Genomic DNA, 12,955 nt, shown 5'->3' with positions numbered 1-12,955 from the left:
ACCTGTCGGCGATTCGCGCAAATCGTGAATTAGCATAACGATCGTAATGTTAAATAAAAAGGCCGGGTATTCCCTGCTTGGGCGGCGCCCTGAGCTGGCACAGGTGTGGCTACGTGGGGGCGTGCGAACGCCGGCGCACTACCTGGGTGGAACAGACTGCGCATAGGCCTTGCCCGAGCGGAGCTAGCGGGAGAGGACCACATGGAATCAGAACATAACGATGATTCTGTAAAATCACGCATCTGGCGGCTAACCAGGCCGGCAGCTGGTGATCGAAATGCTCAAGAGACAGAACAAGACAATGGAAAGCGACGACGATATCGAGCAGGTCTCAACCCGGGGTCGTCCGGTCGGCGATCGCGAAGCGAAGCGCAAGGAGTTGCTGCGCGCGGCATCGACGGTGATCGCACAGGAGGGCTATGCCAACGCATCGTTGCGCAAGGTTGCGAAGCATGCGGGCTACACCACCGGCGCGGTGACCTATTACTTCGCCAACAAGGAAGAGCTGGTCGTGGCGCTGATGGAAAGCGCATTCGACCGTTTCGACGGGATGCTGGAGTCGGCCCGGGAAAGCGGTGACATCCTCGCCCCGTTCGAAAGCTGGATCAGGCTGACCGACCGCAGCACCAGGTTCTGGCCGGCGACATCGGAATTGCTGGCGCAGGGACGACACGAGCCTGCGTTTGCGGAAGTCATTACCAGGCGCTACGCTCGCTATCGTCGCCTGCTCACCGCCATTGTCAAGGACGCGCAGGAACGGGGGACGGTCCGCAACGATATTCCGGCGGACATCCTCACCGACCAGCTCGTTGCCATGGGGGATGGATGGATGATGATGTACCCGATCGAACCCAAGCGCTTCACGCCCAAGCGAATGCGGGCGCTCATTGATGCCCTGGCGGTGCTGGTGGCGCCCGTGCCGGGCGAGCGGAAGCCTGGCGGACGGGCGGCGCGCGCGTAGCACGGATCACAACCGGTGCTCGCCACGCAGGGCGCGAGCGACGTCAATAGCGGCTTTGGCGCCGGTCTCGATGGCGCCGTCGATGCCGCCGACCCCGATGGGCGCTATGTCCGCGCCCGCGAAATGGATGCGGCCGTGGCTCTGCCGCATCAGGGGCGCGGCCTGCGTCAGATTGCCGGGGCGGTGATGCATCCATCCGCCTTTGGAGAACGGGTCGTTCGCCCAGTCCTGGCAGACGGTGTCCAACACTTCGATGTCCGGAATGAAGTCCCGCAGCGCCTGCTGTACTGCCTCGCGGTCATTGCCGTCCAGCGCCGAGCTGTCGGAACAGAAGCACACCACCAGCGTATCGCCATGGTCGCGCCGCTCGGCATGGGCGGTGTTGATGGGATGCTTGCCCGCCGGTGCATAGATCACGAAGGGCTCGATCTCGCCCCTGACCCGTACCCAGATCTTGGTGGGCATGATCGGGTTTCTTTGCTCGATCATGGCGCGCACGGGGCGCGGCAGCGCAGGCGTGACGGAAAACTCGCTCAGCATGTTCAGCGGCAATGCCACCACGGCGCGCCGGGAACGGATACGCTGTCCATCGCGAGTGGTCACAATGACCTCGTGCCCGTTGTCATCGACAGCGGCCACTGGCGTCGAGAGGCGCAGTTCGGCTTTCGATTCGGCGCTCATGGCGCCAATCAGGCGACCGGTGCCGCCCTCGATCGGCCAGTGCCCGGCGATTTCCTTGAACGCGCTCCAGTTGCCGAAGCAGATCGCGCACCAGAACAGCAGCTGCGCAAGCCCTTGCTCGCGTTCGGAGCAAACCAGGATGGACATCGCGTTGACCAGCACGTCGCGGTCGTGCGCCGAGAGTTCAAGCGCGTCAAGCCGGTCGCCGATGGTTTGCCTGTCGATCGTGCCGACGTCGGCGGCTGCCAGGTCATCCACCTGGGGAAAGTGCATCCGCGCATCGGCAAAGAAGCGGGCGACCAGCGGCGTGGCCAGTTGGTTGAGCTGTTCCCATGTCCCGGCGTGTACCACGCCGTCGGCGTACCAATAGGCCCTGGTCACCGGCATTGGTGTCGCCAGGCCGATGCCATAGCGCTTGAGTTCCCGCCACGCATGCGCCTGCGTCCAGTGCACGTAGGTGCCGCCCAGATCGAGGTCCAGGCCAAGCGCCTTGCCCCACCAGGTGCGCCCGCCAATCCGGTCACGCGCTTCGAGCAGCAGCACCGAATGGCCTGCCATGCTGAGGTCCCGCGCAGCGGTCACGCCTGCGAAGCCAGCGCCGATCACGGCCACATCGTACAGATCTGTCATGGGAATTTCCGTATTGAGTTTCAGGTGATGCGTGGGCGGGAAAGGATGGCTCCCGGCAATTGCGAGGCCGCCTCTCACGCTGCCTCATGCGCGGCGCGCCTTGCGGTTCGAACGTTCATCGAGACCGCTTGCGACCTTCAGGGCGCCGTTGAGGGCGAGCCAGCGCAGGGGTTCCGGCAGCGTCGCGGGCGGCGCGTGTTGCATCAGCATGGCAAGCAGCGGGTTGCCGATACCCTGGATGTCTTGCGCCAGCATGTGTCCGACCATGCCCTGTGTGCCGACGCCGTGGCCGGAACATCCCGCCGCGTAGTAAATGTTCCTGTCTGCTCCTGTGCGGCCGATCACCGGCAGGCCATCGTCGGCATAGCTGATGTAGCCGCTCCAGCAGCGCCGGATGGCGATGCCCCTCAAGGGCGGGAAGCGGTCATGCAGTGCCATCCGCAGGGCTCGATACTGGTCGTGCTCGGCCACTTCGGGCGTCCGCGAGCCGAACGGGTAGCGCAGGCGCTTGGTGGTCAAGACCAGCGTGTTGCGCGCCGTCAGGCGATGGCTCTCCATGACCCAGTGCATGGTTGTGATGCCTTCGCGGCGGTGCCATCCAAGCGCCGCCAGCTGTACAGGGGAAAGCGGTTCGGTCTCCATGGCCGAAAGCCGCAACGGCACCACCTTGTCCGCAAGCGGGCCGAGCTGGGGCGTATAGGCGTTGGTGGCCAGGATCATCACCGGCGCACTGACGCTGCCGCGAGGTGTCTGCACCCTGACGGTTGGTCCTTCGGTGAAGGACAGCAACGGCGTGTTTTCGTGGATCGTCACGCCTGCCCGCAGGGCCGCGCGCCGCAGTCCCAGGACGTACTTGCCGGGATCGAGCGTGCCGCCGGTCGGCACGTAACTGCCAAACAGGAACGCTGGCGGGATGCCGCGTGCGCGCATCTCGGCCTGGTCCAGGTATTCCGATGGGCATCCGAGTTCGGCGCCGATCCGCATATCCTCGCGCGCCCTGGCTTCCTGCGACGGCTCGATGCCGGCACGGATCAATCCCGACCGGTGGTAGTCGCAGTCGATCCCATGCTCCGCGAACTTGCCTTCGGCGAAGCGGACCCCGTCTTCGTAGAAGCGTACGATCTGCTTCGCCTTTTCGTGGCCCGCGCGCTTGAGGAAGCGGTCGTACTTTAGTCCCTGCCCGCCGGCGAGATAGCCCGCGTTGCGGCTGCTCGCTCCATGGCCACAGAACTCGCGTTCGAGCACGACCACCTTCACGCACTGCCGGGCGAGCTCCAGCGCCGCGCATAGCCCGGCGAAGCCGGCGCCGACGATGACCACATCGGCGTTGGTGTGGCCCTCGAGCGATGGCTGCAGGTCAGCCGGCCTTTCGATCCAGCCGCCCAGCGTTCGATATGTCTTGAAGTCTTCGGTCACGTTGCCGCCTTCCTTTGTCTGGTGAGCCATGCGGGCGGGAACAATCCGCGCTTGTCGCAAATGCCGTGTCAGGCGGCCATGGACGTGTCCGGGCATGGACGCGCTCCGTTGGCAGCGCCCGGCTCGTCGCCGGCAACGGCTTCCAGCGAGCGGTTGGTCGTGCGCGGGCCGAACAGCGCGACGGGGATGGAGAAGACGATGTAGCAGGCTGCCGCTGCCAGCATGACGCCAGCCATGCCGCTTGCGGAGAACAGCGCGGCGCCCAGGACGCCGGCGGCCGCTCCGCCGAACCGGCCGCCAGACATCACGATCCCGCTGCCGAGGGCACGCAGCTGCGTCGGTATCGTCTCCGGGATGTAGGTGTAGTAGGCGTTGACGACGAGCCCCGTGATGATGGCGGCGAGTCCGCCTGCCCCGGTCACTGCCCAACTGGTGGCCGAGATGCCGAGCACCGCCAACGGCAGTGCGCTTAGCACGGACACGACAAGGATGGTGGACTTGCGTTCATACCGGTCGAGAAACAGCATGGCGACTAGCGGCGTGGCGCCATAGATCACGTTCCACAGGAACTGGATGTAATACGCATGCTCCTCGGAGTATTTGAGGCTGTATACGAGCGAGTAGACGCCCCATTGGCCGAACAAGTAATAGGCCAGGCTGGCACCAAAGTAGCCGAGCGTGAGCACGGCGATGGTTCGCAGCAAGGCCTTGTCGTTGAAGAGGTCGCGTAGCGTAGGCGCTGCGGCGGTCGGCTGAACGGTGGCAATTGCGGGTTCGTCGAGCGGACCGTGGCGCAGCGCGCGCGCTTCCAACTCGCTGACGATGCCTTCGGCGCGATCGAATCGACCGCGCGAGACACACCAGCGCACCGATTCCGGCAGGATGAAGCGTGCCAGGGGCGCAATCAACAGGCCGACGCTGCCGCCCAGGAACAGGTTGCGCCAGGCCTCACTACTGCTGTGGGGGAGATAGAACATTGCCAGCGCGGCAGCACCGATGCCGGAGACCACGAACCCGATCGTCACGATGGAGACGAAGCGGCCACGTGCCGTGCCGGGAAACATCTCGGCGATATAGACCAGCAGCACCGAGGTGGCGGCCTGCACGCCGATACCTGTGATGACGCGGGAGGCCAGTATGGTCTCGTAGGTAGGTGCGAATGCCGTCGCCAACGCTCCCAGCGAGTACAGCACAGTGGTCCATACGAGCACCGAACGTCGTCCCCATTGGTCAGACAGTCTTCCTCCCACCAGCGCTCCGATGATCATCCCGATGAAGAACGCGCTGCTGATGGCGCCGATCTGCTCGGTGCTCAGGTTGGTGTGGGCCTTGATCGTGGGACTGGCATAGGCAAAGATGGCGTTGTCGTAATACTCCAGCATCAGGTTGGCCGCGAGCAGCGCGGCCCAGACGTAGTGGGAAGCCATTACCGGCAGGCGGTCAAGCCGCGCAAGAATGCTGGCTGGCTTGTCCGTTCTGACGACCGCATTCGGACGGTTCATGTTTGTGTCTCCATCAGCTTTGTCGCTGTTCTTTTTTCTAAGGGATGTCGTGCCGCGACCCTGGTGTGCAAACGGGCCGCGGCTTCTGGCTGTCAGCCGGCGCCGCAACCGGCGACTGCAATCGCGCGTATCTCGACCAGGAACTCGGGACGTGCCAGCTGGCTTACGCCCACGCCTGTCCACGAGGGATAGCGGTCGGGGAAGTACTCATCCTTGACTTTCACGAACGCCTGTATCTCGCCGCGCAGGTCGGTGTGGAACGTCATGATTTCCACGACGTCGGCAAGGCTGGCTCCTGCGGCTTCGAGCACCGCCTTCAGGTTTTCGAACGCCAGCCGGGCCTGCGCTTCCATTCCCTGGCCCACCGAGGCCGTCGCCAGATCGAAGCCCACCTGGCCGGACACCCAGATCATGTCGCCGACACGGGTTGCCGAAGAGAAGTGAAGCTGGTCGTAGTGCCTAGCCTGCATGAGGCCGGGATTGATCATTTGTCGTTTCATGGCGGCTGCTCCATGCAAGGCGATATCAGGCGAGTTGGCGGAAGACAGGCGAGCGGAACGGTTCGCCTTCATTGAGCCTGGCCATTTCTTCCCGGAAGAGCGGCCCGTTGCGGGCATAGCGCGGGTTCGACATTGGCAGGGCGCGGAACGTGGCGTCGTCACCGAAGAAGCGCAGCACCAGCGTGTGCCGGATCGGGCAGGCGGCATCGACGGCAGCTCCTCCGTGAAGCGAACGTGGATGCAGGAACACGACATCGCCAGGGGTCACCTCCCAAGAGAGCACGTCCCAGGAATTGGGGTCTTCGGCGAGCTCCTTGTCGATATGCGGCAGGCGGGGCAGGGTGCCGTCGCCGTACAGCGGATCGGTCGGGTCATCGGCATTCGCGAAACTGGCCCCGTCGTACTGGATGCCGAGGTGCGAGCCGCGAATGATCTCCAGCGAATTCTTCTTTGGAATGGCCTGGAAGGTAATCCACGCGTTGCCCCAATGCTTGCCGGCCCACGGCAGGTTCGCGGTGTCCTGATGCCACGGCCCGCGGCCGCTGTTGCCGCCTTCCTTGGCGAACACCTCCTCGGCGAAATACCAGACATGCTCAGAGCCCCATAACTCCTGGAACACCTTTCCGAACGGCAGCGTCGTGACCAGGTCGTCAAGCTTCTGCTTAACCACCGGATTGGCGTTGTCGATGTGGGTCTGCAGGCTGGTGCCGTCCAGCGAGCGGAAGTGATATGGGCCCGGGTTGGCGACGTTCCACTTGAAAGCCTCGTAGCACCGGGCCAGCTGCACAGGGTCGAGGCAGTTCTTTACAAGTACGGCGCCGTGCTCGCGAAACGCCTCTCGTTGGGATTGGGTGGTGAGCATGATAAGTCTCCTTCATTCCTCGGTGATGGACGCTGGCCGGCGCGATGCATGAACAATAACTCGCAATCCGATTTAAGACAACATGCGTTGTGTTAAAGTGCGAGCCTCGGGATTCTTGGAGAATCGTCGAGTTTGCCGTCCGTGTAATCGTGACGAGAGTTCGACCGTGCTTGGTTCTCCGCGGACAAGAAGGCGTTGTCCAGGTATATGGCTTCAACTCGGGAAAGACGGACGTGCGGATACCGCGGCGTGCGCCGTGGCAACATGCCGCCTCGATGCGTGGCGGGCTGGTCGCAGATCGGGTAGTTGAATGTCCCACCGGGCCGTGGGCACCGGGGTCGTGGAAGGTGCTGTGCGACGCCGGCCCATGGCCGCCGTCATGAAAAGCGTGGGGAGTGCAAAGTGTGGGGACTGGCGCAACGCCCGTTGACTAAGGCTCAGTTAAGGCCATCGGAAAGGTAGGGGTGTCCCGAAACGCTACCTCGGCAAATGGCTGCAAGTGTTTAGGTTTGTTTGATGCCTGCCCGTGGCTGCTGAACTCTAGGCGCATGAGGGCAGGCGTTGAACAAACCTCAAGGGAGGAAACCGCGGAGCCCAGCGATGTCGTGATGCGGGCTATGGCGATTGATGGGGTCGGGCGGTCAGTAGCGCCTGGGCTTATGGAGTAAGCCAGGCGTCGATCGGCGCCCGTCATGGGGGGAAGGTCCGGACAGGTCGGGACCGCCAGGGCGCCGTGCGCATGCAACGTGGTCGCGCGAGACGGCGAGCGCGACTGTCCGCTTGCGGCTCCGGATTCCGGAGAGCCGTCGGGCGGGTCGATGACGGAGGGCGCGCGGGCTCATGGCATAACCCACTGTGTTGGCGGTCCGCGGATGCAGACACTGCGAGGGATGACCTCGACGATGAGCATCGGTGTGCCACAGTGCCGGCAAAGGAAGGAGGGACGTATAGCGAGATCGGTGTCGTCAGGGGGAGCGGTGACTGTCGGCACGACGTTCAACAGCTCGCGTGCCTTGACCAGATTCGTGCGGCGCACGGGGTTGGCAAGGAGACCGTAGTGGCGGATGCGATGGAAGCCGCCAGGCAGCACGTGCAACAGGAAGCGCCGCATGAACTCTCCGACATCCAGCGTCATCGTCTTGTAGCGGGTGCGTCCCTTGGCGCGGTAGTCCTTCCAGCGGAAGGTCACGCCACGTTCGTCGAGCGCGACCAGGCGTTGGTTGGAGATGGCCACACGATGGGTATAGCGCGAGAGGTAGGCGAGCACAGCTTCCGGTCCAGCGAACGGTCGCTTGGCGTAGACGACCCATTCGGTGGCGCGTAGTGGTGCCAACCACCGCGCGAAGGCGTGCGGGTCGGCGAGCGCAGCGTACTCGCCAAAGAACTGCAGTTGCCCCATCGTGTGTGCTGTCTGGAGTGCCTCAAGGAAGCGCCGCCGGAACAGACGGGAGAGCACGCGGACTGGCAGGAAGAAACCTGGGCGGCAGGCCACCCAGCGCTCGCCATCTGGTGAGAGGCCGCCGCCCGGGACGATGCCATGTACATGCGGATGATGTGTGAGTGCCGATCCCCAGGTGTGCAGCACCAGGGTGGCGCCAATCTGCGCACCGAGGTGCTTCGGGTCAGCGGCGATGGTTCGGAGGGTATCAGCGGCGACATCGAACAACAGACCATAGATCACCGCCTTGTTGTACCAGGCGATGGCGCTGATGGGCGCAGGCAGCGTGAACACGACGTGGTAGTACTCAATGGGGAGGAGGTCGTCGCTGCGTGCGTCGAGCCAGCGCCGGGCAGCATTGGCCTGACACTTGGGGCAATGCCGGTTGCGGCAGGAGTTGTAGGCAATCTCGAGCTTTGTGCAGCCGGAACAGCGCAGCACATGCCCACCCAGTGCCGCGGTGCGACACTGTTCAATGGCCGACATGACTTGCAACTGACCTAGGCTCAGGTGTGCAGTCTGTCGCCAGGCCGGCCCGTGGAGGCGGAAGATGTCCGCGACCTCGAGCACAATAGGCTCGGTGGCAGTATGCCTAGTCGGAACGCAGGTTCTCGAGCGGGCTGATCACCTCGCGCAGCAGGTCGGTCGCGACTTGGGCATACAGCGCTGTGGTCTCAAGCTTCTTATGCCCAAGCAGTGCCTGAATCACGCGGATATCGACCTTCTGTTCCAGCAGGTGAGTGGCGAAACTGTGTCGCAGCGTATGCATGGACACGCGCTTGTCAATCTGTGCATCCAGGGCGGCGGCATGGATGGCGCGATTGAGTTGCCGGGTGCTGAGCGGCTCGATCGGGTTGAGGCCCGGAAACAGCCAGCCACCATCGAGCATCTTGCCCTGAGCGTGGGCCACGCGCCACCAGACGCGTAGTCGTTCGAGCAGGACCGGCGAGAGCATGGCGTAGCGGTCCCTGCGGCCCTTGCCTTGATCGATCCGCAGGGTCATCCGCTCACTGTCGATATCGCTGACCTTTAACGCCACCACTTCGCTGGCGCGCAGGCCTGCGCCATAGGCGACCGCGAGCGCGGTCTGGTGCTTCAGGTTGCTGGCGGCAGCCAGCAGTCGGGCGACTTCATCGGGGCTGAGCACCACTGGCAGGACGCGTGGCACTCGCACCGGGCGCATCTTGGCCATCCGGTTGGCATCGCTGAGAGTCACCTCGAAGAAGAACTTCAATCCGGTGATCGCTGCATTGAGCGAAACCGGAGAAATGCCGTGATCGACCAGATGGAGTTGGTAGCGCCGCAGATCCTCGGTGCTGGCCGTGTCCGGCGAGCGGCCGAGAAAGACCGCGAACTGACGCACGGCGCGGATATAGTGGGACTGGGTCTTGTCTGAGAGCTTGCGCATCCGCATGTCTTCGATCATGCGCTGGCGTAGCGGGCTGATGGTAGGCGTCGCGACTGACATGGCTGTGCTCCTGTCGAGGCTCGAGGCGAGTTGCCTCGGTCCTCAACATAGGAAACAGCGCTGGCGGTTCAGTCACTTTGCGCTTGGCCGGAGGGTTACCGCGGGAGCGGTTTAGTCCACTGGCCGGTCTCTGACATCGGCCCACCGGGCCACGGCTGCGCTATCGCCAGAGGTTCGCTTGACTACTGTAGTGGCGGATTATTCCCGGTAGGGGCGAACACGCGGGCCAGGGTCGCGCGGGCCGCCACGCTGGCGGCGCTTCGTGTAACCACTCTACAACAGCGGTTGGTGCGCTGCACCAAAACGAATCCTGCGGGCCGCATCGGTCCGTTGCACCGCGATGGCAGTTCAAGCCAGGATGGAGTGCGTGTCTTCACAATTTTTGCGCGTTGCCGCGTCGAGACCAGGCAGGCTTTTGACGATGTTCCGGCTTCAGGGCAAAAAAAACCCACGCAGGTTATGCGTGGGTTGGAATCCACCGAGGTGGTGGAGGAGACAGACTTCACGATACACAATTTGCTGCGACGCACCAAGCCGCCTTGTGCAATGTCTTTCGATGCGCACAATGCCGTTGCATTCGCGCAACAAATGTTGTCAGGGGCTGTTTCGCATTTGCAGACTTCGCGCCACGTGGCTTCATGCCGCCGGGCACTCCGATGTTCTCCCACTCCTCAGCACATTTGCCGGAGATCTCCTGGAAGAAGGCGGGATGGTTGAGCATGATGGGCCACGTTGTCGCTGTAATCAAAGAGCAAGTATCTCTAACAGACACCAAAACGCGCCCCAAGCCTCAACGCCGTTAAGCCGACTCCCGTGACAACCGTTAGTGAGTGCTTTCCCACCACACGAAGAACCAATGAACTATCACGACCTCAACCTGCGCGCCGGCTTGGCTGCCTTCATGGACGAGGACGGCAGCGTACGCGAGCCCCTTGATGGCTTTGCGCCGCTACACGACAGCGACCACTGCCTGCGCCTGCTGGTGGCCACCGGGATCTCATTCCAACGTTGCGGGGACGAGATGGTGGCGGAGTCAATGTCTCAGCAGCACCGCGAACCGGTCCAGGCCGGCGACGTGCCGGCGGCCGCCCGGCGGGCCGCTGCTGCGCTGGCCGCCAACTGGGTCGATGCGGAGGATCCTCGCCCGCTATCGACAACGAATGGGGTGAAGGAGGGCCCGTAGTGGAGATTCTCGTTGAAACCTATCGCAATCCTGGCGAGCCTTCCCACGCGCGCGTACGTGTGCGTGCCCTGCCGGATCAGAGGCTGGACGGGCAGGATATCGGCGGGCTCAAGGTACGGTGCTCAGTCGCCATGCGCACGGCCTGGCCGGTCGGCACACGCTTCTGGCTCGACGTGGTACTGACTCAGCGGGAGGGCGGCCCACCGTTTTTGCACGCGGGGCCGCGTGCGGCGTGGCGACCCGCATGAAAGCTATGCTGAGGCGCGCTCACTAAGCCTCAGCCCATGCTTGGCTGCAGGGACTTCCTCTCGGGCCTCGCCGGAAGCGGGGGCTTGCCGCTGTCCATAGGCTTTTTCAAGCGAGCTGGTGACTGTGGGCTACGGCATGACCAGGACACGAATTCCGACAATTGTCTGTGCCTGTACACGTGACGGTGTGGTTACTTACGCATCGACGCATGAGGCACAGACGACACGGAATGAGCACCACAGAAGAACCCACTTTGCGAGCAGCGCTCGCAATGTACCGCGACCGCATTAGTATTCTGAAGAAAGGGTACGCACAAGAGGTCTATCGCAGCGCCCTTTACTCCCGATATCCCATTGCAGACCTCCGAATGCGGGAGATCACGTCAGTCGATGTCGCGGCATTTCGCGATCAGCGTCTAGCCGAAATCAACCCTCGAACCAAAAAACCACTTTCCCCAGCTACCGTCCGTTGGATCTAGCGCTACTCTCGGATGCTTTCCGCATCGGCCGGATCGAGTGGGGAATCTGCGATGACAACCCCGTAACCCATGTCCGCAAGCCGAAGCTTCCACCAGGTCGGGACCGACGCCTTTCGCCGCGGGAAGAACGTCAGATCATGCGGTACTGCGCAAAGCAAGGCACGTCCGGGCGATTGTGCAGCTCGCGCTGGAGACGGCAATGCGCCAGGGACAGTTGTTGGCACTGCGATGGGAGCACATCAACGTGAAGGCCCGCATCGCCCATCTTCCGGAGACAAAGAACAGCAGCAAACGAGACGTTCCTTTGACGCTTGAGCCCGGGACATTCTGGCGGCCCAAGGTGTGCAGCTCGCCGGGCGCGTGTTCAAGTACAAAGCCAACGGATTCAAAAGCTCGTGGCGCAGTATGGTCCGGAACCTCTTGATTGAGGATCTCCATTTCCACGACCTCAGGCACGAGGCGATTCCGCTCGAGCGAGGAGTCGTCCAACTCCGAGCCGCGCAGGCCATGGGAGAGGCGGACCGGCTCGCGGAAGGATGCCACCTCTTTGATGACATGGCTAACGCCTATCGGCGCGGGTCGGCCGATCATCATGCGAAACGCATTGGAACCAAGGTCTACTGCGGCATAGAACGGGGTTGTCATACGGAAAGTGGAGGCAGTCCAAGCGAGGCGCTTGCGCCAGCCCGAGCTGTGAAGATCCAGAATGATGCCCCGCGATCGTCAGGGCTCGTCATCGAATGTCCTGGTATGCGCGTGGGTTTCGAAGGCAAGCCCGAGCCTGCCTTCTGGGAGATCGACAAGCCGTAATGCGCCGCCAATGCATTGTTTTTGCTGCGTTTTTCTCTGTGTTTTTGACATAGCCCCACCTATGTCAAATTGAGAAATTAGAGGCGCATAAACCCTATACGACCGCTCATGCCTGGCAGGCGAGTTCCCATCCGAACCGCGAGTTTTGGGGACATAATCTTTTGGCTCAATCGGTCTCGGATGGCGCGTCGACATGGGAATTGCCTGGCAGATAGTGCGCTGCACAGGCGTTCCGAGTTCGGTAGACTGACAGGGAAGGAGGATTCGGCATGGCGACGAAACTTACCCAGTACATCATGAGCGAGAAGTTTCAGGAAGCTTGTTCCCGCGCGGTCGTGAAGGCGGTTGAAGAGGCTAGGGCGGCTGGTTTGCGTCCGGCCGGCGACGAAGTTCCGGCTCCGCCATCGAAGCCTAGCGTTACAGTTGTGTTTTCTCCCTGCAAGCCCAGAAGCAAGGGATAGAGTCACCCAACTTCAGGCGGGAAAGGAGCTGGCAAAGCCAGACGATTGCGCCACGCGTGATGGCAGACAGCAACGTGGTGGTCACGCAGGCGCGAACGAGCGAATCCCGGACATTGCTGCACTTGACAGTGCAGCTGATCGAATCTCAGGCCGGCAAGGTGATTCCGGGCTTCTTCGCGCATCACGATGTGGCGTTCTTTCCCGAGGCGGAGCAAGTCTTGGCAGCGCAGCCGGCGGCGGCCGCCCTGGTACGGAAATGGCATCTTAGTGCTGAGCGCTCGGCCGAGTATTAAGGCAATTGAAGCTGTCGGCGCGG

At 62.8% G+C, this 12,955-nt stretch carries 12 protein-coding genes; 5 read left to right on the top strand and 7 right to left on the bottom strand.

What is annotated here, in order from left to right:
* Nucleotides 1–301 precede the first annotated feature (301 nt).
* Nucleotides 302–961 (top strand): TetR/AcrR family transcriptional regulator, encoded by a 660-nt coding sequence (locus KB879_RS31910; RefSeq protein ID WP_211983438.1) that lies wholly within the window; start codon nucleotides 302–304, stop codon nucleotides 959–961.
* A 6-nt stretch (nucleotides 962–967) separates the two neighbouring features.
* Here the strand turns inward: KB879_RS31910 and KB879_RS31905 are convergent, their stop codons facing one another.
* The 7 genes from KB879_RS31905 to KB879_RS31875 form a co-directional block, all read right to left on the bottom strand.
* The gene (locus KB879_RS31905; protein ID WP_211983436.1) at nucleotides 968–2,272 is read right to left on the bottom strand and encodes an NAD(P)/FAD-dependent oxidoreductase; all 1,305 of its coding nucleotides are present in this window, start codon (nucleotides 2,270–2,272) and stop codon (nucleotides 968–970) included.
* An 84-nt stretch (nucleotides 2,273–2,356) separates the two neighbouring features.
* Complete coding sequence (locus tag KB879_RS31900) at nucleotides 2,357–3,718, bottom strand: FAD-binding oxidoreductase (RefSeq protein ID WP_211983434.1); 1,362 nt, start codon at nucleotides 3,716–3,718, stop codon at nucleotides 2,357–2,359.
* Between the two features lie 38 nt (nucleotides 3,719–3,756).
* Nucleotides 3,757–5,190, bottom strand: a complete 1,434-nt coding sequence (locus tag KB879_RS31895; protein WP_211983432.1) for an MFS transporter — start codon at nucleotides 5,188–5,190, stop codon at nucleotides 3,757–3,759.
* 92 nt (nucleotides 5,191–5,282) lie between these two features.
* Nucleotides 5,283–5,690 carry a RidA family protein gene (locus KB879_RS31890; RefSeq protein ID WP_211983429.1) on the bottom strand — a complete coding sequence of 136 codons (408 nt, stop codon included), beginning with the start codon at nucleotides 5,688–5,690 and terminating at the stop codon, nucleotides 5,283–5,285.
* A gap of 25 nt (nucleotides 5,691–5,715) precedes the next feature.
* Complete coding sequence (locus KB879_RS31885) at nucleotides 5,716–6,552, bottom strand: phytanoyl-CoA dioxygenase family protein (protein ID WP_211983427.1); 837 nt, start codon at nucleotides 6,550–6,552, stop codon at nucleotides 5,716–5,718.
* Nucleotides 6,553–7,390: 838 nt separating this feature from the next.
* Entirely contained in the window at nucleotides 7,391–8,560 is a 1,170-nt protein-coding gene (locus KB879_RS31880; RefSeq protein WP_211983425.1) for an IS91 family transposase, read from the bottom strand.
* A gap of 22 nt (nucleotides 8,561–8,582) precedes the next feature.
* Entirely contained in the window at nucleotides 8,583–9,458 is an 876-nt protein-coding gene (locus KB879_RS31875) for a site-specific integrase (protein WP_211983423.1), read from the bottom strand.
* 856 nt (nucleotides 9,459–10,314) lie between these two features.
* On the opposite strand from KB879_RS31875, the gene KB879_RS31870 reads away from it, so the two are divergent.
* The 4 genes from KB879_RS31870 (at nucleotide 10,315) to KB879_RS31860 (ending at nucleotide 12,932) form a co-directional block, all read left to right on the top strand.
* The gene (locus KB879_RS31870; RefSeq protein WP_211983420.1) at nucleotides 10,315–10,641 is read left to right on the top strand and encodes a hypothetical protein; all 327 of its coding nucleotides are present in this window, start codon (nucleotides 10,315–10,317) and stop codon (nucleotides 10,639–10,641) included.
* Nucleotides 10,642–11,567: 926 nt separating this feature from the next.
* Nucleotides 11,568–11,792: a hypothetical protein gene (locus KB879_RS39650; RefSeq protein ID WP_249221456.1), complete on the top strand. Its 225-nt coding sequence runs from the start codon at nucleotides 11,568–11,570 to the stop codon at nucleotides 11,790–11,792.
* The gene (locus KB879_RS39645; RefSeq protein WP_249221455.1) at nucleotides 11,789–12,178 is read left to right on the top strand and encodes a hypothetical protein; all 390 of its coding nucleotides are present in this window, start codon (nucleotides 11,789–11,791) and stop codon (nucleotides 12,176–12,178) included. Before KB879_RS39650 ends, KB879_RS39645 begins: the two co-directional genes overlap by 4 nt.
* Before the next feature lie 520 nt (nucleotides 12,179–12,698).
* Nucleotides 12,699–12,932 carry a hypothetical protein gene (locus tag KB879_RS31860; RefSeq protein ID WP_211983418.1) on the top strand — a complete coding sequence of 78 codons (234 nt, stop codon included), beginning with the start codon at nucleotides 12,699–12,701 and terminating at the stop codon, nucleotides 12,930–12,932.
* The last annotated feature ends 23 nt before the right edge of the window (nucleotides 12,933–12,955 follow it).

It is taken from the genome of Cupriavidus sp. KK10 (assembly GCF_018223725.1).
GTDB classification, from domain to species: domain Bacteria; phylum Pseudomonadota; class Gammaproteobacteria; order Burkholderiales; family Burkholderiaceae; genus Cupriavidus; species Cupriavidus necator.
Note: the sequence above shows the minus strand (reverse complement) of the source record. Positions and strands in the feature narration are given on the sequence as shown.

Excerpts from the sequence above, each read along its gene's own strand:
- KB879_RS31910 (WP_211983438.1), top strand. The coding sequence starts at position 302 with ATGGAAAGCGACGACGATATCGAGCAGGTCTCAACCCGGGGTCGTCCG.
- KB879_RS31905 (WP_211983436.1), bottom strand. The coding sequence starts at position 2,272 with ATGACAGATCTGTACGATGTGGCCGTGATCGGCGCTGGCTTCGCAGGC.
- KB879_RS31900 (WP_211983434.1), bottom strand. The coding sequence starts at position 3,718 with ATGGCTCACCAGACAAAGGAAGGCGGCAACGTGACCGAAGACTTCAAG.
- KB879_RS31895 (WP_211983432.1), bottom strand. The coding sequence starts at position 5,190 with ATGAACCGTCCGAATGCGGTCGTCAGAACGGACAAGCCAGCCAGCATT.
- KB879_RS31890 (WP_211983429.1), bottom strand. The coding sequence starts at position 5,690 with ATGAAACGACAAATGATCAATCCCGGCCTCATGCAGGCTAGGCACTAC.
- KB879_RS31885 (WP_211983427.1), bottom strand. The coding sequence starts at position 6,552 with ATGCTCACCACCCAATCCCAACGAGAGGCGTTTCGCGAGCACGGCGCC.
- KB879_RS31875 (WP_211983423.1), bottom strand. The coding sequence starts at position 9,458 with ATGTCAGTCGCGACGCCTACCATCAGCCCGCTACGCCAGCGCATGATC.
- KB879_RS31870 (WP_211983420.1), top strand. The coding sequence starts at position 10,315 with ATGAACTATCACGACCTCAACCTGCGCGCCGGCTTGGCTGCCTTCATG.
- KB879_RS39650 (WP_249221456.1), top strand. The coding sequence starts at position 11,568 with ATGCGCCAGGGACAGTTGTTGGCACTGCGATGGGAGCACATCAACGTG.
- KB879_RS31860 (WP_211983418.1), top strand. The coding sequence starts at position 12,699 with ATGGCAGACAGCAACGTGGTGGTCACGCAGGCGCGAACGAGCGAATCC.